This is a genomic window from Clavibacter rahimiani, from assembly GCF_052654495.1.
In genome coordinates, this window is sequence record NZ_CP199790.1 from 368,067 (window position 1) to 385,852 (window position 17,786).

At 73.4% G+C, this 17,786-nt stretch carries 19 protein-coding genes; 8 read left to right on the forward strand and 11 right to left on the reverse strand.

Features of this window, described 5'->3' with window-relative positions:
• Window positions 1-34 precede the first annotated feature (34 nt).
• Window positions 35-748: an SDR family oxidoreductase gene (locus ACT7CP_RS01795; protein WP_445443133.1), complete on the reverse strand. Its 714-nt coding sequence runs from the start codon at window positions 746-748 to the stop codon at window positions 35-37.
• Between the two features lie 70 nt (window positions 749-818).
• Here ACT7CP_RS01795 and ACT7CP_RS01800 point away from each other — a divergent pair, with 70 nt between their 5' ends.
• Window positions 819-1,295 carry a MerR family transcriptional regulator gene (locus tag ACT7CP_RS01800; RefSeq protein WP_445443134.1) on the forward strand — a complete coding sequence of 159 codons (477 nt, stop codon included), beginning with the start codon at window positions 819-821 and terminating at the stop codon, window positions 1,293-1,295.
• A 57-nt stretch (window positions 1,296-1,352) separates the two neighbouring features.
• Here ACT7CP_RS01800 and ACT7CP_RS01805 read toward each other — a convergent pair whose 3' ends face one another.
• The gene (locus tag ACT7CP_RS01805; RefSeq protein WP_445443135.1) at window positions 1,353-1,919 is read right to left on the reverse strand and encodes a TetR/AcrR family transcriptional regulator; all 567 of its coding nucleotides are present in this window, start codon (window positions 1,917-1,919) and stop codon (window positions 1,353-1,355) included.
• A gap of 80 nt (window positions 1,920-1,999) precedes the next feature.
• On the opposite strand from ACT7CP_RS01805, the gene ACT7CP_RS01810 reads away from it, so the two are divergent.
• The gene (locus tag ACT7CP_RS01810; RefSeq protein WP_445443136.1) at window positions 2,000-2,770 is read left to right on the forward strand and encodes an SDR family NAD(P)-dependent oxidoreductase; all 771 of its coding nucleotides are present in this window, start codon (window positions 2,000-2,002) and stop codon (window positions 2,768-2,770) included.
• Between the two features lie 88 nt (window positions 2,771-2,858).
• Here ACT7CP_RS01810 and ACT7CP_RS01815 read toward each other — a convergent pair whose 3' ends face one another.
• Window positions 2,859-3,221, reverse strand: a complete 363-nt coding sequence (locus tag ACT7CP_RS01815) for a hypothetical protein (RefSeq protein ID WP_445443137.1) — start codon at window positions 3,219-3,221, stop codon at window positions 2,859-2,861.
• Between the two features lie 88 nt (window positions 3,222-3,309).
• Between ACT7CP_RS01815 and ACT7CP_RS01820 the strand changes: the two genes are divergently transcribed.
• The 4 genes from ACT7CP_RS01820 to ACT7CP_RS01835 all read left to right on the forward strand — a co-directional run bounded on the left by ACT7CP_RS01820 (window position 3,310) and on the right by ACT7CP_RS01835 (window position 5,303).
• The gene (locus ACT7CP_RS01820; RefSeq protein ID WP_413962195.1) at window positions 3,310-3,846 is read left to right on the forward strand and encodes a MarR family winged helix-turn-helix transcriptional regulator; all 537 of its coding nucleotides are present in this window, start codon (window positions 3,310-3,312) and stop codon (window positions 3,844-3,846) included.
• Between the two features lie 59 nt (window positions 3,847-3,905).
• Window positions 3,906-4,328 (forward strand): organic hydroperoxide resistance protein, encoded by a 423-nt coding sequence (locus tag ACT7CP_RS01825; RefSeq protein WP_445443138.1) that lies wholly within the window; start codon window positions 3,906-3,908, stop codon window positions 4,326-4,328.
• Window positions 4,328-4,744 carry a DoxX family protein gene (locus ACT7CP_RS01830; RefSeq protein WP_445443139.1) on the forward strand — a complete coding sequence of 139 codons (417 nt, stop codon included), beginning with the start codon at window positions 4,328-4,330 and terminating at the stop codon, window positions 4,742-4,744. The genes ACT7CP_RS01825 and ACT7CP_RS01830 overlap by 1 nt, the downstream gene beginning before the upstream one ends.
• Before the next feature lie 127 nt (window positions 4,745-4,871).
• The gene (locus ACT7CP_RS01835; RefSeq protein WP_445443140.1) at window positions 4,872-5,303 is read left to right on the forward strand and encodes a VOC family protein; all 432 of its coding nucleotides are present in this window, start codon (window positions 4,872-4,874) and stop codon (window positions 5,301-5,303) included.
• Window positions 5,304-5,316: 13 nt separating this feature from the next.
• Here ACT7CP_RS01835 and ACT7CP_RS01840 read toward each other — a convergent pair whose 3' ends face one another.
• From ACT7CP_RS01840 to ACT7CP_RS01875, 8 genes are all read right to left on the reverse strand, one after another.
• Entirely contained in the window at window positions 5,317-6,441 is a 1,125-nt protein-coding gene (locus tag ACT7CP_RS01840; RefSeq protein ID WP_445443141.1) for an epoxide hydrolase family protein, read from the reverse strand.
• Between the two features lie 88 nt (window positions 6,442-6,529).
• Window positions 6,530-7,468: a MerR family transcriptional regulator gene (locus tag ACT7CP_RS01845; RefSeq protein ID WP_445443142.1), complete on the reverse strand. Its 939-nt coding sequence runs from the start codon at window positions 7,466-7,468 to the stop codon at window positions 6,530-6,532.
• A 77-nt stretch (window positions 7,469-7,545) separates the two neighbouring features.
• Window positions 7,546-8,604, reverse strand: coding sequence for an ABC transporter permease (locus ACT7CP_RS01850; protein ID WP_445443143.1), 1,059 nt, complete (start codon window positions 8,602-8,604; stop codon window positions 7,546-7,548).
• Window positions 8,601-9,677, reverse strand: coding sequence for an ABC transporter permease (locus ACT7CP_RS01855; RefSeq protein ID WP_413962202.1), 1,077 nt, complete (start codon window positions 9,675-9,677; stop codon window positions 8,601-8,603). The genes ACT7CP_RS01850 and ACT7CP_RS01855 overlap by 4 nt, the downstream gene beginning before the upstream one ends.
• Window positions 9,674-11,287 carry a sugar ABC transporter ATP-binding protein gene (locus ACT7CP_RS01860; RefSeq protein ID WP_445443144.1) on the reverse strand — a complete coding sequence of 538 codons (1,614 nt, stop codon included), beginning with the start codon at window positions 11,285-11,287 and terminating at the stop codon, window positions 9,674-9,676. The genes ACT7CP_RS01855 and ACT7CP_RS01860 overlap by 4 nt, the downstream gene beginning before the upstream one ends.
• A gap of 97 nt (window positions 11,288-11,384) precedes the next feature.
• On the reverse strand, window positions 11,385-12,389 hold the full coding sequence (locus tag ACT7CP_RS01865; protein ID WP_445443145.1) for an ABC transporter substrate-binding protein: 1,005 nt from the start codon (window positions 12,387-12,389) through the stop codon (window positions 11,385-11,387).
• A 180-nt stretch (window positions 12,390-12,569) separates the two neighbouring features.
• Complete coding sequence (locus ACT7CP_RS01870; RefSeq protein ID WP_445443146.1) at window positions 12,570-14,159, reverse strand: sugar ABC transporter ATP-binding protein; 1,590 nt, start codon at window positions 14,157-14,159, stop codon at window positions 12,570-12,572.
• Between the two features lie 248 nt (window positions 14,160-14,407).
• Complete coding sequence (locus tag ACT7CP_RS01875) at window positions 14,408-15,430, reverse strand: LacI family DNA-binding transcriptional regulator (RefSeq protein WP_445443147.1); 1,023 nt, start codon at window positions 15,428-15,430, stop codon at window positions 14,408-14,410.
• Window positions 15,431-15,851: 421 nt separating this feature from the next.
• Between ACT7CP_RS01875 and ACT7CP_RS01880 the strand changes: the two genes are divergently transcribed.
• Together ACT7CP_RS01880 and ACT7CP_RS01885 are read left to right on the forward strand one after the other, a co-directional pair.
• On the forward strand, window positions 15,852-16,655 hold the full coding sequence (locus ACT7CP_RS01880) for a formate/nitrite transporter family protein (RefSeq protein WP_445443148.1): 804 nt from the start codon (window positions 15,852-15,854) through the stop codon (window positions 16,653-16,655).
• A 156-nt stretch (window positions 16,656-16,811) separates the two neighbouring features.
• On the forward strand, window positions 16,812-17,768 hold the full coding sequence (locus tag ACT7CP_RS01885) for a manganese catalase family protein (protein ID WP_445443149.1): 957 nt from the start codon (window positions 16,812-16,814) through the stop codon (window positions 17,766-17,768).
• Window positions 17,769-17,786: the final 18 nt, after the last annotated feature.

The window sequence follows — 17,786 nt, forward strand, 5'->3', positions numbered from 1 at the left end:
CACGGGCGACGCGGGCACCGCGCCCGTCCCGGGATCAGCCGAGGATCGCGCGGATCTTCTCGTAGAACTCCCGCGGGTCGTGGCTCAGCGAGTCCTTCACCATGCGGCTCCAGTCGTCGACGACGACCTCGATCGCATCCGCGGCGACGCCGTCGAGCGCGGCGCGGGCGACGTCGCGCGGGTCGAGCATCGGCCCGTCGTAGCCGGCCATGATGTCGGTGTCCGCGGCGCCGAGGTGCACGCCCTGCACGAGCGTGCCCTGGCCCTCGAGCTCCAGGCGGAGCGCGTTCGTCATGTTCCACTCAGCCGCCTTCGCCGCCGCGTAAGCGCCTGCGCCGGGGGCGGCGAACCACGACAGCGCCGACAGGATGTTGACGATCCCGCCGCCCCCGTTGGCCGCGAGCACGGGCGCGAAGGCCCGGATCACGCCGAGCGTGCCGTAGAAGTGGGTGTCCATCTCGCGGCGGATCTCCGCCATGTCGCCCGTGATGAGCTGGGCGCCCGTCGAGATGCCGGCGTTGTTGATGAGGAGCGTCACGTCCTGCGCGGCCCGAGCCGCGGCCGTCACGGACGCGTCGTCGGTGAGGTCGAGGCGCAGCACCTCGACGCCGGGGATGTCGATCGCCTCGGGGCGGCGCGCGGTCGCGTAGACCTTGCGGGCGCCGCGCTCGAGGAGCTCCTCGACGAAGGTGCGGCCGATGCCGCGGTTGGCGCCGGTGACGAGGGCGACCTGATCCTGGATGTCCATGAGTGATTCCTCCTGCCGCCCGCGTCGGATGCGCGGTGCGGCGCGGCCTACGCTAGGAGTTGACGTCGACGTGAAGGGCAAGTCCGCCCGGCGGATCGACAGGACCACCACCAGGGATGAGGACGGCATGCTGCGGATCGGCGACGTGGCGGGACGCGCGGGCGTGAGCACCCGGGCGCTCCGGTACTACGAGGAGCAGGGCCTGCTCCCGGCGGAGCGCACCACGAGCGGCCAGCGCGTCTACCCCGAGGCGGCGGTCGAGCGGGTGCAGCTCATCCAGCAGCTGTACGCCGCCGGCCTGCCGAGCCGCACGATCCTCGCGCTGCTGCCGAGCGTCGACTCCGGCGTCGCCGCGCCCGAGGACATGGCGCTGCTGCTGTCCGAGCGCGAGCGGATCTCCGCCGGCATCGCCGAGCTCGAGCGGGCCCGCGAGGAGCTGTCGCGCGTCATCGAGATCTGCGCGAACCCGACGCCCGAGCACTGCCCGGCGCTCCGCGAGGGCGGGGCCGCGTACGAGCGGGCGCACGCGGAGGCCGTCGCGGCCTAGTCGGGACCTTCCTCGGGAGGGGCGCGCCGGTCCACCGACCGGTCCGCCCGCGACGTCCTACCGCGTGCCCGAGCGGACCTGCGCCGGCCGCGTCAGCCCGTCGAGCACCACGCGCAGCAGCACGGAGTCGCGGGGCGCGGTCGTCGGCGCCGGCGAGTTGCGGATCGAGTGGGCGACGCCGCAGAGGAGCGCGAGGACCTCGCCCGCCCCCACGTCGTCGCGGATCTCCCCCGCGGCGGCCGCCCGGTCCAGCAGCGTCTGGAGGCCCGCGATCAGCGCGTCCCGCGCCTCGGCGGTCCCGGCCGACGCGGGGACGGGGCGCGCGGTGACGCGCTCGAACAGGGCGTCCTCGACGAGCAGGGTGACGTGCGTCGTCAGCACCTCCTCGAGCTGCCCCGGCCGGACGTCCGCGAGGGTCTCCTCGAGGGCGCGGAACCGATCCCGGACCAGCGCCTCCTCGAGCTCGGCGACCGTCGCGAAGTGCCGGTAGGCGGTCGCCACGCCGAGCCCGGCCGCGCGGGCGACGGCGTTGAGTCCCGGGATCTCGCCGTCGACGATCAGGCCCCGCGCCGCCTCCTCGATGCGCTCGCGGTTGTGCGCGACGTCTCGGCGGAGGGGTTGCATGCACCGATCCTAGGCGCGACCGCGAGAAAGCGGATACGCTATCCGAACGGATGACCTATCCGCATCGAATGGAGTACAGCATGCCCGCATCACCCCGTCCTCTCGCCGTCATCACCGGAGCGAGCTCCGGCATCGGCGAGCAGTTCGCCCGCCGCCACGCCCGCGAGGGGCACGACGTCGTGCTCGTCGCGCGATCGGGCGTCGCCCTCCGTGCCCTCGCGGACGAGATCGGCGAGCGCCACGGGGTGACGGCCACGGCGCACGTCGCGGACCTCACGCGCGAGGCGGACGTCGCGACCCTCGCCGAGGCCCTCCGCGCGGACCTGCCGCGGCTCGACCACCTCGTGAACTCGGCCGGCGTCGCGCCCGAGGGCGACCTCGCGGACACGTCCGAGGCGCACCTGCGCCAGCTCGTGGACCTCAACGTCACGGCCCTCACCCTGCTCACGCGCGCCGCGATCGTGCGGATGCGCGCGCAGGGGTCGGGCACGATCGTCAACATCGGCAGCGCCGCTGGATACCAGCCGATGCCGCACTTCGCCGCGTACTCCGCCACGAAGTCCTACGTCATCGCTCTCACCCAGGCGCTCTCCGAGGAGAACCGCGGCTTCGGGCTGCGGATCCTCGCCGTCTCCCCCGGGGACACCGACACGGGGATGGGCTCGAACCCCTCCACGGACAAGCGGCGCCCCGAGCAGGTGGTCGACACCGCGTGGCGGGCGATGTCCGGCGCGGCGCCCTCGGTGGTCGACGGCACCCGGAACGCGATCCTGGCGGCCGTGTCCTCCCGGGTGCTCCCTACGCGGCTCGGGTTGCGCATCTCCGAGCGCATGATGCGGCGCATGCTCTGAGGCGGACGCCAGCCCGCGCCTCGCGTCCGTGCGCCGACGCGCTCGCCGTCCGGCGGATCGCAGGCTCGGGATGCGCGCCGGAGGGCCGCTACGGCTTCTCGTCCACCACGCCGACGAACCGGCTGCCGATCCCGTCCACCTCGCGGCGCGCGAGGCCGAGCGCGGGCTCGGGCAGCTCATCGGGGGAGTGGCGCTCGCAGGAGAGGTAGGTGAAGTCCGGCCACCACTTCTTGGGGCGCACGGCCTCCGTGAAGCCGCAGACCTCGCAGGTCAGCTGCACCCAGACGGGTCGCTTGCCGGTGGCGTTGGCGCGGGACTGCGCGAGCCAGGCGGGCGGATCCTGGTCCATCGCGGCGATCTCGGACTCGGGGACGCGCCCCGGGATGCCGTGGCGCGTGGCCATCTCCAGCGGGATGCCCAGCCGCAGCGCGGCCTCTCGTCTCGTGATCATGTCGCTCCAGGGTACGCGTCGGCGCGCGGCGGCTGGGCATCGGCCGAGATGAATTGCGCACAACCTTGTTCCGTGGCAGGGTCGACCCATGCCCGATCGCGACACCCTCCCGCCCGACGCCGTCGACGCCGCCCCCGCGCGCATCGCCGACGAGCTCGTGTGCTTCTCGCTCTACACGGCGTCGCGATCCACCACCCAGGCGTACCGCGCGCTCCTCGCGCCGTGGGGCCTCACCTACCCGCAGTACCTCGTGCTGGTGCTGCTGTGGTCGGACGACGACCGCACGGTCACCGAGCTCGGGCAGCAGCTCGACCTCGACTCCGGCACGCTGTCGCCGCTGCTCGCGCGGATGGAGGAGGCGGGCTTCGTCGTCCGCCGCCGGATCTCCGCCGACCAGCGCGTCGTCACGGTGTCGCTCGCCGAGCGCGGCCGCACCGTGCGGGCCGAGCTCGCGCACGTGCCGGGCGCGGTCATCCGCGGCATGGGCCTCGACCTCGACCGCGCGCGCCAGCTCCTCGCCGCCCTGCATCTCATCACCTCGGGGATGCAGGAGACGACGGCGGAGGCGCTCGCGCACCCCGCGACGCGGCCCGCCGAGGCGCAGGCGCCGACCCCCGCCCCCTGATCCGCTCCACCTCGACCCCCACCCGGCCGCCCCGCGCGACCACGAACGGAAGGAACCACATGGACGCCCTGTACACCGCGGAGGCCCTCGCCACGGGAGCCGGCCGCGACGGCCGCGTGGCCGTCAGCGACAGCGACCTCGCGCTCGACCTCTCCATCCCCAAGACGATGGGCGGATCCGGCGAGGGCGCGAACCCCGAGCAGCTCTTCGCCGCCGGCTACGCCGCGTGCTTCCACTCCGCGCTGCAGGGCGTCGCCCGCGCGCGAAAGGTGAAGATCGCCGACTCGAGCGTGGGCAGCCGCGTGAGCATCGGATCCAACGGCGAGGGCGGCTACCAGCTCGCCGTGCACCTCGAGGTCGTCATCCCCGGGGTCGAGCACGACCTCGCGCAGGAGCTCGCCGACCAGGCCCACCAGGTCTGCCCGTACTCGAACGCGACCCGCGGCAACATCGAGGTCGTCGTCACGGTCTCGGACGACTGATGGCCGGCCCCGCCCGCACGCACCGCACGTCCGTGCCCCGCACCGTCGCCCGCGTGGTGCTCGGCTCGTTCCTCGCCTTCGCCGGCGTCACGCACCTCACCGTCGCGCGGGAGGAGTTCCGCGCGCAGGTGCCGAAGTCGCTGCCGGTGCCCGAGGACGTGACCGTCGTCGGATCCGGCGTGGCCGAGATCACGCTCGGCTCGGCCCTGCTGTTCGCGCGCTCGCGCCGCGGCCTCGCGGGCTGGGCGGCCGCCGCGTTCTTCACGGCGATCTTCCCGGGCAACATCGCGCAGTACGTGCACCGCCGCAGCGCCTTCGGCCTCGACACCGACGGCAAGCGCCTCGGCCGGCTCTTCTTCCAGCCGGTGCTCGTCGCGGTCGCGCTGTGGTCGACGGGGGCGCTGCGGAAGCGCTGACCCGCGGCATGCACGACGACGGCCATCGGGTCCCGCACGGGAACCGGTGGCCGTCCGTCTTGACGGGCAGCTCGCGCCTCGTCAGCATGGGCGCATCCGCTCCCCCTGCGTCTCGAAGGAGAGACCCGTGCCCATGATCTTCGTGAACCTGCCCGTGACCGACCTGGAGCGCGCGACGGCGTTCTACACGGCCGTCGGCTTCACCGTGAACCCCGCGTTCACGGACGAGAACGCCGCCTGCATCGTGGTCGAGGAGGACCACAGCTGCATCATGATCCTGACCCGGCCGTTCTTCCAGTCGTTCACCGACCAGCCGCTCGGCGACCCGTCGGCGGCGGTCTCCGCGCTCACCTCCGTGAACCTCGACAGCCGCGCGGCGGTCGACGCGGCCGTCGCCGGCGGCCTCCGCGCGGGCGGGACCGAGGCGCGCCCGGCCGCCGACTACGGCTTCATGTACCAGCGCCAGCTCACGGATCCCGACGGCAACATCCTCGAGATCGGCCACATGGACCCGGCGTTCGCCGCGGGCGGGCCGGAGGGGGCGGCCGCCGTCGCCTGACGGGGCGGGCCCGCTACCGCAGCATCCGCAGGAACGCCGTGATGTCGTCCGCCAGCAGTCCCGGCTCCTCGTGCGGGGCGAAGTGCCCGCCGCGCGGCATCGCCGTGTACCGGACGACGTCGTAGGTGCGCTCGGCCCAGCTGCGCGGCGGATGCGTCAGGTCGTGCGGGAACGCCGCGACCGCGGTCGGCACGCGCACGCGCCCCACCCGTGCGGTGCGCCCGGAGCCGTACTCGAAGTACGGGCGGAGCGAGGTGCCGATGGATCCCGTGAACCAGTAGAGGGAGGCGAGCGTCAGGAGGTGGTCGTCGCTGAAGCGGCGGGACACGTCGCCGTCGCAGTCGCTCCAGGCGCGGTGCTTCTCGAGGATCCACGACAGCAGCCCCACGGGCGAGTCCTGCAGCGCGGGCGCGAGGGTGAGCGGACGGGTCTGCTGCTGGTGCTGGTACCCGCCCTCGGACGCGTCCCACTCCCGTGCCTCCTCCAGGTGGGCGCGCTCCTCGTCGGTCAGCGTCGACTCGTCGAGGTCCCGCGGCGCGGCCACCGCCATCAGGTGGATCCCCGCCACCGCCTCCGGGTGGCTCTCCGCCAGCCGGGACGTGATCCCGGCGCCGAGGTCGCCGCCGTGCGCCGCGTACCGCGCGAAGCCGAGCTCCTCCGTCATCAGCCGGTGCCAGAGCTCGTGCGTCTGCTCGTCGATCCGCGGCCGCGGCGGCGAGAAGGGGAACCCGGGGAGCGCGGGGACGATCACGGTGACCGCGTCGGCGGGATCGCCGCCGGATCGGGACGGCTGCGACAGGCGCTCCGCCAGCGGCACCAGCTCGAGCGCGGAGCTCGGCCAGCCGTTGGTGAGGATCACCGGGAGGCCGCCGGACCGCTCCGCGTCGAAGCGGAGGTAGGAGACGGGCGTGCCGTCGAGGTCAGCGCTCGCCCACGGCAGCGCCCGGATCTCGCGCTCGCGCGCCCGCCAGTCGAACCCGTCGGCCCAGACCGCGGCGAGGCGGCGCAGCAGGGCCTGGTCCGTGCCGGCCTCCCACGGCTCCACGGGCCACGGGGTGGCCCAGCGCGTGCGGCGGATCCGGTCGCGGAGGTCCTCGAGGTCGGCGTCGGTGACGTGCAGGGGGAGCGCGGTGGTCATCGTCGGTCCTCGGGTCCGGGGCGGGCGGTGCGTGGGGCCATCCTCCTCCGGGTCGGGGACGAGGTCCGGGCGCATCGTCGCGCCGCTCCTACGCGTCCGCCCAGTCCGGCATGCTCAGCTCCACCACCAGCTCGATGCAGCGGAGGCGGGCGGGGGACAGGTCGTAGGGCATCCGCGTGATGGCCTGCGCCGCGGGCAGGGACCCGTGCCCGCGGCCGGGACCGGCGCCGGGCTCGTCCTCGCCGCCGTCGGAGCCGTCGGGGTGCAGCCGCTCCCACTCGTCGAAGAGCGCGTCGTCCTCCTCGTGCTGGCCCGACTCCCGGATGGCCGCGTCCAGCGCGCGCTCGAACGCGTGCCGTTCGGCGGCGACCTGCGCGACGCGGGGATCGTCCACCGCGACCGAGTCGTCGAGCGCCTCCTCCGCGGCGTCGACCCGGTCGGCCTGCGCGCGCAGCTCCGGGTGGGTGGCGAGGGCGATGGCCCGCGAGGCGTGCACGGCGGCGCCCAGCGGACCGAACATGCGCTCCATCACCAGCAGGGAGTCGAGGTCGGCGGGGCGCACGGATCCCGCGGGCAGGCCGTCGAGGCGGCGAGCGACGAAGTCGGAGAGGAGTCCGAGCCGGCTGCCGCGGGCGCGCATGCGCTGCACGGCCAGCCGCTGCCGCCGGAGCACCGCCTCGCGCTCCTCGAGCGAGGCCTCCAGCCGCTCCAGGATCCCGTCGACGTCGGGCTTTCCTCCCGCATCCGCGCCTCCGGGTCCGGCGCCGACCTCCTCCGGGCCCGCACCCACGAACGCCGCGCGGATGTCGCCCAGGGCGATCCCGGCGTCGACGGTCCGCAGGATCCACAGCAGCCGCATCATGTCGTCGTACCCGTAGCGACGGCGGTCGTCGGCGCCGCGCTCGGGCTCGGGCAGCAGGCCGATGCGGTGGTAGTGGCGGATGGCCCGCGGGGTCGTGCCGGCGAACGCGGCGGCGTCGCCGATCCTGACCGACCGGGGCGGGGTAGGGGTGGGGGGCGGGTGCATGGACGGGCCTTCCTCGTCGTGGCGTGTGACCCCACTGGATCACATGACGCCGCGTCACCTGCAAGCCCGGCCGCGGGCTACGTCCGCCGCCGCCTGGCCATCACCGCGCGCTGCAGGAGCACGAAGACCAGCAGGATCCCGCCCGTGATGATCGTGGTCGCCTCCGGCGGGATGCCGCCGTCGCGCGTGATGAGCACGTTCATCAGGCCGAGCACGAGCGCGCCCACCACCGAGCCGAGCACGAAGCCGACGCCGCCGGTGAGGAGGGTGCCGCCGATCACGGTCGCCGCGATCGCGTCGAGCTCCCAGCCGATGCCGGTGATGTTCTGCGCGCTGCCGAGGCGGGCCGTGTAGATGACCGACGCGAGGCCCGCGAGCGAGCCGCTGATCACGTAGACGGCGAGCTTGGTGCGGCGCACGGGCAGGCCCATGAGGGCGGCCGACTGCTCGGATCCGCCGGTCGCGTAGACGGTCCGGCCGAGGCGCGTGCGGTGGAGCACGAAGAACGCGACCGCCACCACGACGAGCGCGATGAGCACGCCCGGCGTCGTCACGACGTCGTTGACCTTCGGTCCGTCGACCACCTTCATGTCCGTGGCGAGCGACCGGAGGGGCGACTCGTCGTCGAGCCGCTCGGGCACGGTGCTGAGGATGGAGGCCAGGCCGCGGCCGAGGAACATCATCGCGAGCGTCGCGATGAACGGCTGCACGTCGAAGAACTGGATCAGCACGCCCGAGACCACGCCCGAGGCCGTCCCGATGAGGATCATCAGCACCATCACCACCCACGGGTTCCACCCCGCGTTCGCGAGGAGCACCCCGGCGACGCTGCTGACGGCGACGATCGCGCCGACGGACAGGTCGATGCCGCCCGTGAGGATCACGAACGTGAGCCCGACCGCGAGCACGATGACGTGCGCGTTGTTGATCAGCAGGTTCGACAGCGTCGCGGCCTGCAGGATGCGGCCGTACGCGATCTCGCCGTAGGCCAGCATCGCGAGCAGGATCACCAGGGCGGCGACGGTCGGCAGCGAGTCGAGGCGGAGGCGCATGCGGCGGCGCGGAGCGCGGGGCGCGGTACCGGGACCCGGAGCGGGCGTCGGGGCGAGGGGCGGGCGGATCGTCGTGGCGCTCATGCGGGCACGGCCTCCTTCTCGGTCGGCACGGGGGCGGGCGCCGCGGGACGGCGCCTCGTGAACAGCGCGCGCACGCGCCGGGACTGCAGGAGGCAGAGCGCCACGATCACGATCGCCTTGAAGGCGGGCGTGGCCGAGGAGGAGATGCCGAGGAACACGACCGTCTTGTCGAGGGTCGCGATGAGGAGCGCGCCGACGGCGGCCCCGAGCAGGTGGAACTTGCCGCCCGCGAGCGAGGTGCCGCCGATCACGACCGCGAGGATCGCGTCGAGCTCCAGCTGGTAGCCGGTGCGGGAGACGTCGACCGTCATGACGCTCGCGGTCGCGAAGATCCCGGCCACGCCCGCGAGCAGGCCGCTCGCGATGTAGGCCGTGAACAGGAGCGCGCGGCGGTCGAGGCCCGCGAGGCGCGCGGCCTGCGGGTCCATGCCGATCGCCTCGATCATGAGCCCGAGGGCGCTGCGCCGCACGAGCACGGCGACGCCGATCGTGATCAGCACGGCCAGCAGGAACACGACCGGCAGCCCCACGAGGTAGCCGTTCGCGACCCAGCGGAAGGGCTCGTTGGACGCGGCCGTGTTCTGGCCCGCGGTGATGACCTTCGCGAGACCGCGGCCGGCGAGCATGATCACGAGCGTGCTGATGAACGGCTGCAGCCCCACGACGGAGACGAGCATCCCGTTGACCGCGCCGAGGATCACGCTGATGAGGAGCGCGAGCCCGATCGCGCCGAGCGCGACGCCCAGCGAGTCGGAGCCGGCGGCCTTCAGGAACTCCATGGAGACGGCGCCGGCGACCACCATGATCGACCCGACGCTCAGGTCGATGCCGCCGGTGGCGACCACGAGGCACATGCCCACGGCGATCATGAGCACGGGCGCGGCGGCCCGGAGGATGTCGACGAGGTTGCCGACGAGGTTCCCCGTGTCCGGGTTCACCGAGAGGGCGAGGTAGCCGGGGTCCTTGGCCACGTTGACGGCCAGCAGCAGGAGGATCGCGACGGATCCCCAGAACCAGGGCCGGTGCAGCAGGTCGGCGAGCGGGCGGGCGGACGCGTTCTTCGTGCCGCTCATCGGCGGGCCTCCTCGGCGGATGCGGACAGGGATGCGGATGCGGATGCGTGCGCGCCGGCCGGGTCGGGCACGGCGTCGAGGTCGACGGCCGACACGCCCTCCTCGGCGATGGCGGCGACGATCGACTCGGCCGTCACGTCGGGTCCGGCCACGAGCTCGGCGATCTTGCGGTGGTCCTTGAGCACGACGATGCGGTCGCTGAGCCGCACCACCTCCTCGAGCTCCGAGGAGATGAAGACGACGGCGACGCCGGTGTCGGCGAGGGCCGCGACCTGCTCCTGGATCTCGGCCTTGGCGCCCACGTCGATCCCGCGGGTCGGCTCGTCGAGGATCAGCAGCTCGGGCTCCGTGGCGAGCCACCGCCCGAGCAGCACCTTCTGCTGGTTGCCGCCGGACAGGTTCCGGATGGGCCGGTCGGGGTCGGCGGGCCGCACGTTGAGCTCGGTGAGGTACTTCGTGACGATCCGGTCCTTCTCCTTGGCGGACAGCGGCCGGGCCCAGCCGCGCTTCGCCTGCACGGCGAGCACGAGGTTCTCCCGCACGCTGAGGTCGCGGATGATCCCCTCGTCGCGCCGGTTCTCGCTGGAGAACGCGATGCGGTGCTTCAGCGCCTTCGCGGGGGAGGAGATGGCGACGGGCGCGCCGTCCATGGTCACGGATCCCGTGTCGGGCCGGTCGACGCCGTAGAGGAGGCGCGCGAGCTCGGTGCGGCCGGAGCCGAGGAGCCCGGCGAGGCCGACGACCTCGCCGCGGCGGAGCTCGACGTCGGTCGCGTCGAGCGAGCCCTTGCGGCCGATCCCGGTGGCCCGGTACACGGGCTCGCCGTCGGCGACCTTCCGGCTGGCCCGCTCGCGGTCGAGCGAGCGGAGGCTCTGCAGGTCCTTGCCGATCATCTCGGCGATGAGGCCGGCCCGGTCGATGTCGCGCGTGAGGTGCTCGCCCACGCGCTTGCCGTTGCGGAGCACGGTGAGCCGGTCGCTGATCGCGAAGACCTGGTCGAGGAAGTGGGAGACGAAGAGGATGGCGACGCCCTCGTCGCGGAGGCGGCGCATCACGCGGAAGAGGCCCTCGACCTCGTCGGCGTCGAGGCTCGAGGTGGGCTCGTCGAGGATCAGGACCTTCGCGTCGATGACGGTCGCGCGGCTGATGGCGACGAGCTGCTGCAGCGCGAGGCTGAGCGAGGAGAGCGGGGTGCGCGGATCCAGGTGGCCGAGCCCCACGCGCGCCAGCACCTCGGAGGCGGCGGCGTGCGTGCGCTTCCAGTCGATGCCGAACCGGCCGCGGCGCTCGTGGCCGAGCATGACGTTCTCGCCGATGGTGAGGTTCCCGCAGAGGTTGACCTCCTGGTAGACCGTGGAGATCCCGGCGGCCTGGGCATCGGCGGTGCCGGAGAGCCGGCGCTCGACCCCGTCGACGACGACGCGGCCGGAGTCGATCCCGTAGACGCCCGTGAGCGCCTTGATGAGCGTCGACTTCCCGGCGCCGTTCTCGCCCATGAGGGTGTGGACCTCGCCGGGGAAGAGCCGGAGGTCCACGGCGTCGAGCGCCTTGACCCCGGGGAACGAGATGGTGATGCCCTGCATCTCGACGATCGGGCTGGGTGCCTGCATGGCGCGTGCTCCGTTCCTGCCCCGGCAGCGTCGCCGGGCGGTGGGGGCGGCGGGGCGGATGGTCCGCCCCGCCGCCGGGTGTGGCCGTGCGGGCGGGCTAGAACTTCCGGTCGGGCAGCGCGGTGGCGGCCTTCTCGGGGGAGTCGAACGTGTCCGACGGGACGACGATCGACGACTCGACGCTCTCGCCGTCGAGGAGCGCCTGGACGGCCTCGAGCGCGGTGTCGCCGAACAGCGGGTTGTACTCGGCGACGAAGCTGAGCTTGCCGTCGGCGAGGGCCTGGAGCGCGCCCTTCGTGCCGTCGATGGTCGCGATCTTCACGTCCTCACCGGGCGTGAGGCCCGCCTCCTCGACGGCCTGGACGGCGCCGAGGCCCATCTCGTCGTTCTGCGCGAAGACCATCTGCACGTCGTTCGCGTTCGACTTGAGCACGGTCTCGAAGACGCTCTTGGCCTCCTCGGTCGACCAGTTCGCGGTCTGCGCGCCGACCTCGGTGAACGCGGCGTCGGCGCCGATGACCTCGTCCCAGCCCTCGTTGCGCTCGTTGACGACCGAGACGCCCGCGGGACCCTCGAGCGTGAAGTACTTGCCGCCCTCGGGCAGCGCGGTCTTCGCCCACTCGGCGACGGACCCGCTCACGGCGATGTTGTCGGGCGCGATGCGGGTCGCGTAGAGCGAGTCGTCGTCGGGCTCGATGCCGCGGTCGATGAGGACCACGGGGATCTCGGCCTCCTTGGCGCGCTCGAGCGAGTCCTCCCAGCCGGATCCCTCGGTGGCCGAGAGCAGGATCACGTCGACGCCCTCGTCGACGAACGACGTGAACGCGTCGATCTGCGACTTCTGGTCGTTGTTGGTGGCCGGCGCGTACTTGAGGTCGAACCCGGCCTCCTTCGTGAAGGTGTCCTGGATGTTCTTCTCGTTGGCCTGGCGCCAGGCGCCCTCGGGGCCGACCGCGACGAAGCCGACGGTGGCCGTCTCGCCGCCGCCCTCCGCGGCGCCGCCTGCGGTGGATCCGGTGCCCGAGTTGCTCGAGCAGGCCGCGAGGCCGAGGGCGATGGCCCCGGCGGCGGCGATGGTGGCGATGCGCCTCTTCGTGGACATGTATCTCCTCCTTGAGATGACGGGACGCGGGCGTCCCGCTCGGCCCTCGACGGGCCTGTGGTGATGCGGATGCGCGGGGTGCTGCTGCGTGCTCGGGATGTTACCGGTAACAGTTCCGTCGGCACAAGGGTCCTGTTACCGGGAACATCCGCACGGGCTCGGGGAAGGCACCGGACGGGATCAGGCGTGCGCAGCGGGGTCCGGCAGGCGCGGCGCGGACGGGCGCGCCGGCAGCGCCGGCAGCTCCGGCAGCGGGAAGTCGTCCTCGTCCTCCTCGTCGGCCGGCGCCGCGATGAGCTCGACGATGGTGTCCACGGTGACGCCGGGGCCGTTGCTCAGCTCGCCGATCTTCTCCCGGTCCTTCAGCACCACGATCCGGTCGCTCACGCGCACGAGCTCGTCGAACGCCGAGGAGATGAACACGACCGCGACGCCCTCGAGCGCGAGCTGCGCGATGTGCGCCTGAATGTCCACCTTCGCCCGGATGTCGACGCCGCGCGTGGGCTCGTCGAGGATCAGCACGCGCGGCCGGATCGCGAGCCAGCGCGCGAGCAGCACCTTCTGCTGGTTGCCGCCGGACAGCTCGCCCGCCGGCGTCGAGGGGTCCGCCGGCGTGATGCCGAAGTGCTCGATGTGGCGCTCCACGAGATCCTGCCGCTCGGCGCGCGACAGCGGGTGCGCCCAGCCGCGCAGCGCCTGCAGCGCGAGCACGATGTTCTCCCGCACGCTCAGCTCGCCGATGAGGCCCTCGGCCCCGCGGTCCTCCGCCGACAGCGCGACGCGGTTCCGCAGGGCGTCCGCCGGCCGGTCGATCACGACGTCGCGTCCGCCGAGCGTGACCACGCCGCCGTCCGCCCGGTCGGCACCGGCGAGCAGGCGCGCGAGCTCGGTGCGGCCGGATCCGCGGAGCCCCGCGATGCCCACGACCTCGCCCGGGTGCAGCTCCAGGTCCACGGGCCGCAGCATCCCCCGGCGCCCCACGCCCGCGGCGCGGTAGAGCGGCGGCCCGACCGGGTCCGCGCGGTGCGCCCGACGCTCCGACCCGATGCGCTTGAGGTGCGCGACGTCCGTGCCGATCATGCGGGCGATGATCTCGGCGCGGTCGATCTCGTGCGGCAGGTAGTCGCCCTCCTTCACGCCGCCGCGGAGCACGGTCATGCGGTCGCTGAGGGCCAGCACCTGCTCGAGGAAGTGCGAGACGAACAGGATCGCGACGCCCTGGTCGCGGAGGCGCCGGATCACCTGGAACAGGCGCGCCACGTCGTCGGCGTCGAGGCTCGAGGTGGGCTCATCGAGCACCAGCACGCGCGGCCGGTCGACCATGGCGCGGGCGATGGAGACGAGCTGGCGGCTGGCGGGGGAGAGGTCGGCCAGGCGGTCGCGGGGATCCAGGTCGCCGAGGCCGAGCTCCGCGAGCATCGCGGCGGCGCGCGCGTGCGTGGCGCGCCAGGAGATGCCGAGGCGGCCGCGCGCCTCGTGGCCGAGCATCACGTTCTCGCCGACGCTGAGGTTCTCGACCAGGTGCGACTCCTGGAACGCCGCCTGGATCCCCAGGGCGCGCGCGTCCGCCGGCCCGCCGAGCCGCACGGGCTCGCCGTCGACGAGGATCTCGCCCGCCTGGATCCGGTGCACGCCGAGCAGCGCCTTGATGAGCGTGGACTTGCCCGCGCCGTTCTCGCCGAGGAGCGCGTGCACCTCGCCGGGGTGGAGGTCGAGGTCGACGCGGTCGAGCGCGACGCCGTTCGGGAAGGCGACGGTGATGCCCGTCATGCGCACGGTCGGCCCGGCCGATGCGCCGGCGTGCCGCGGGCGGGCGGTCGGGCGCGCCGGTGTCCGCTCGTCCGCGACCGTCGGGCCGGTCGGGCGGATCGTCGTCGATCCCCGTGCGTGACGCACCTGGTGCTCCTCGGGTTCCGGGCCGTCGAGGCCACGTGCCGGGCGGTGCCCGACGTGCACGACTGTAGCGGCCGGGCGTCGGGGCGGCGAGGGCGGGCGGCGGATCCGGCGGGCGGGCCGCCTCAGTCGACGGCGCGCGCCGCGGCGCTCGAGTCGCGCACGACGAGCTCGGCGGGCAGCCGGCTGCTCTGCGGGATCTCGCGCCCCTCGATCGCGGCGATGAGCACGTCGACCACGAGCGCGCCGAGCGCCGGGAAGTCCTGCCGCACCGTGGTGAGCGGCGGGAGGAAGTGGCGCGAGACGGGGAGGTCGTCGAAGCCGACGACGCTCAGGTCTTGCGGAACGCGGATCCCGCGGTCGTGCAGCCCGTGGATCACGCCGAGCGCCATCTCGTCGTTGGCCACGAACACGGCCGTGTACTCGGGCACGCCCGTGAGCCCCTTCGCGAAGTCGTAGCCGAAGTCGCTCGACCAGTCGCCGATCACGATGGGCCGCTCGCGCATGCCCCACGCCCGGGTGCGGCTGTGGAAGGCGCGCTCCCGGGCCCGGGCGTCGAGCCAGTCGAGCGGGCCGGAGACGTGCAGCACGTCGCGGTGACCGAGGGAGGCGAGGTGGTCGACGGCGAGGCGGGTCCCCGCGGACTGGTCGACCGAGACCGTGAGGAACGCGGGATCCTTCTCCGCCTTCACCACGAGCGTCGGCAGGCCGGTGGTGATGGTGCGCAGCACCGCCACCGACGACGAGCGCGGCGCGACCACGCACAGCGCGTCGATGCCCTGGCCCGTGAGGTGGCGCACGGCCTCCTCGGGCGTCGCGTCCTCGTCGTCCCGCAGCGCGAACGACGCGACCGAGTAGCCGCCGTCGCGCGCCGACCGCTCGATCGCGCGCAGGATGCTCGACGGCCCGAACTCCACCGCGCTCTCGATCAGCACGCCGATCCGGAGCGCCCGCTGCGTCACCAGCTCGCGGGCCGCGCTGTTCGGCCGGAAGTCGAGCTCGGCGACGACCTCGAGCACGCGCTGCCGCGTGGACTCCTTGACCTGCGGGTGCCCGTTGAGCACGCGCGACACGGTCATGTGGGAGACGCCCGCGCGCTCCGCGACCTCGCGGAGGCCGAGCCGCTCGCCGCCGCTCCTGACGCTCACCCGCACTCCATCCGGCATCCTCCGAGGCGGCGACGGACGTCGCGCCCGCCGGGTCCCATCCGGCATCCTCCGAGGCGGCGACGGACGTTGCGCCCGCCGGGTCGCGGGCCGGTCGGATCTCCCATGCTGGCCACACCCTACCGGGGCGGATCCGCGTCCCGCCGCGAGCGCGTCGCCGCCCGCGCCCGTGCGCGTCGGCCCGGTGCGGCCGTTGTCAAGGGTCGGACGCGACCCGCCGTCCGCGAGTTGCATCGCAGGCAGGGTCGCCGTCCCGGGCCGTCAGGGTGGCGCGTCGGGATCGATCCGGGAGGGGACGCATGGCCCGCACGGCCCCCGCGACCGCATCGCCCGACATCGCCGGCGACGCCGCCGGCGCCCCGCCGCGCGCCGCGTCGCGCCCATCCGCCGAGGGAGCCCGCGCGTGAGCGAGGCACGGCGCCGGGAGCTCGGCGAGGGGGACGCCCCGGTCGAGGACGAGCTGCGGGAGTCCTTCGACGCGACGGTCGAGGAGGGCGCCGAGCGGCTGCACCGCACGTTCCGCACCGTGCTCGTCACCGGCTTCTTCGGCGGGCTCGAGGTGGGCCTCGGGATCATGGCGATGCTCGCGGTGCTCACGGAGACGGGCAGTCACCTGCTCGCGGGGCTCGCGTTCGGCATCGGGTTCATCGCCCTGCTCCTCGCGCACTCCGAGCTCTTCACGGAGAACTTCCTCATGCCGGTCGCCGCGCTCGCCGCGAAGGAGGCGGGCGTCGGCCACCTGGCCCGGCTGTGGGGCGGCACGCTCGTGGCCAACCTCGCCGGCGGGTGGCTGTTCATGTGGCTCGTCGTGCAGGCGTTCCCCGAGTGGCACGCGACCCTCGACGAGTCGGCCCACCACTTCATCGACATGCCCTTCGGCCTGCAGGCGGTGGTGCTGGCGGTGCTCGGCGGCAGCACCATCACGCTGATGACGCGCATGCAGCAGGGCACCGACTCGGATCCCGCGAAGATCGTCGCGGCGGTGGCCGGCGGCCTGCTCCTCGCGGGGCTGCAGCTGTTCCACTCCATCCTCGACTCGCTCCTGATCTTCGGGGCGATCCAGTCCGGCGCCGACATCACGTACGGGCAGTGGCTCGGCTGGTTCGGGTACACGCTCCTGTTCAACATGCTCGGCGGGCTGCTGCTCGTCACGGCGCTCCGGCTCGTCCGGACGAAGGAGCTCCTGCAGGAGAGACGGGAGCGCTGACCTCCGGACCTCGCTCCTCGCTGCTGCCTCCCGATGGCGGCGGACGGCCGATGTGGTGGCTACCTGGCAACCACCCGGCCGCCGCCGCCCATCGGCACGCGTCGGAGCAGGGTGAGGGAGACGGCGATCCCGCCGCACGGAGAAATAGGAGCACCTATGTACTTCCACGCACAGACCTGGATCAACGAGATCGCCGACGGCGAGCCCGACCCCGCCGCCGCCAACGCGCTGCAGGAGGGCCTCGGCGGCCAGTTCGGCGAGATGCGCACCATGATGCAGTACCTCTTCCAGGCGATGAACTTCCGTGGCGCCGCCGCCAAGCCGTACCGCGACCTGATCCAGGGCGTCGGCACCGAGGAGATCAGCCACGTCGAGCTCATCGGCACGACCATCTCGCGCCTGCTCGACGGCTCGCCCGAGTACAGCGGCAAGCTCACCGACCCGCTGGACACCCCCGGCAAGGGCGGCGCGACGCCGTTGAGCATCGCGCTCGACCACGGCAACATCCACCACCACCTCGTGGGCGCCCAGGGCGCGCTGCCCGTCGACTCCGCCGGCAACCCGTGGAGCGGCAGCTACGTCTACAACTCCGGCAACCTCCCGCTCGACCTGCTCTACAACGTCATGCTCGAGTCGACCGGCCGCCTGCAGAAGTGCCGCATCTACGAGATGACCGACAACCCCGTCGCCCGTGCGACCGTCGCGTACCTCATCGTCCGCGACCAGGCGCACGAGAACGCGTACGCGAAGGCGCTCGAGACGCTCGGCGTCGACTGGGGCAAGCTCCTGCCGATCCCGAAGACCAACGCGGAGCAGTTCCCCGAGGTCAAGAAGCTCCTCGACCTCGGCCTGCAGAGCAAGCAGTACAGCTTCGACCTCGACGGCAAGAGCGAGGCCGGCCGCATCTTCCAGGGCGCATCGCCCTCGAACGACGGCACCACGCTCACCGCGACCGAGCAGGCGCCCCAGGGCTTCCCGTCGACCATCGCGCCCGAGCGGCTCGAGGAGTTCGCGCCGGGTCTCGACAAGGACCTGCTGGCCCTCGTCCAGGAGACGGCCGAGCGCGAGCTCGCCGACATCGAGGCGTTCTACGGGCCGACCAAGACGGCCTGATCCGCTCCTCCCGCACCA

What these genes read in the sequence shown, in the direction of transcription:
- ACT7CP_RS01850 (WP_445443143.1), bottom strand. Translation starts at nt 8,604, where the DNA reads ATGAGCGCCACGACGATCCGCCCGCCCCTCGCCCCGACGCCCGCTCCG.
- ACT7CP_RS01840 (WP_445443141.1), bottom strand. Translation starts at nt 6,441, where the DNA reads ATGACCACCGCGCTCCCCCTGCACGTCACCGACGCCGACCTCGAGGAC.
- ACT7CP_RS01815 (WP_445443137.1), bottom strand. Translation starts at nt 3,221, where the DNA reads ATGATCACGAGACGAGAGGCCGCGCTGCGGCTGGGCATCCCGCTGGAG.
- ACT7CP_RS01830 (WP_445443139.1), top strand. Translation starts at nt 4,328, where the DNA reads ATGGCCGGCCCCGCCCGCACGCACCGCACGTCCGTGCCCCGCACCGTC.
- ACT7CP_RS01845 (WP_445443142.1), bottom strand. Translation starts at nt 7,468, where the DNA reads ATGCACCCGCCCCCCACCCCTACCCCGCCCCGGTCGGTCAGGATCGGC.
- ACT7CP_RS01805 (WP_445443135.1), bottom strand. Translation starts at nt 1,919, where the DNA reads ATGCAACCCCTCCGCCGAGACGTCGCGCACAACCGCGAGCGCATCGAG.
- ACT7CP_RS01795 (WP_445443133.1), bottom strand. Translation starts at nt 748, where the DNA reads ATGGACATCCAGGATCAGGTCGCCCTCGTCACCGGCGCCAACCGCGGC.
- ACT7CP_RS01820 (WP_413962195.1), top strand. Translation starts at nt 3,310, where the DNA reads ATGCCCGATCGCGACACCCTCCCGCCCGACGCCGTCGACGCCGCCCCC.
- ACT7CP_RS01855 (WP_413962202.1), bottom strand. Translation starts at nt 9,677, where the DNA reads ATGAGCGGCACGAAGAACGCGTCCGCCCGCCCGCTCGCCGACCTGCTG.
- ACT7CP_RS01885 (WP_445443149.1), top strand. Translation starts at nt 16,812, where the DNA reads ATGTACTTCCACGCACAGACCTGGATCAACGAGATCGCCGACGGCGAG.
- ACT7CP_RS01825 (WP_445443138.1), top strand. Translation starts at nt 3,906, where the DNA reads ATGGACGCCCTGTACACCGCGGAGGCCCTCGCCACGGGAGCCGGCCGC.
- ACT7CP_RS01810 (WP_445443136.1), top strand. Translation starts at nt 2,000, where the DNA reads ATGCCCGCATCACCCCGTCCTCTCGCCGTCATCACCGGAGCGAGCTCC.
- ACT7CP_RS01870 (WP_445443146.1), bottom strand. Translation starts at nt 14,159, where the DNA reads ATGACGGGCATCACCGTCGCCTTCCCGAACGGCGTCGCGCTCGACCGC.
- ACT7CP_RS01860 (WP_445443144.1), bottom strand. Translation starts at nt 11,287, where the DNA reads ATGCAGGCACCCAGCCCGATCGTCGAGATGCAGGGCATCACCATCTCG.
- ACT7CP_RS01865 (WP_445443145.1), bottom strand. Translation starts at nt 12,389, where the DNA reads ATGTCCACGAAGAGGCGCATCGCCACCATCGCCGCCGCCGGGGCCATC.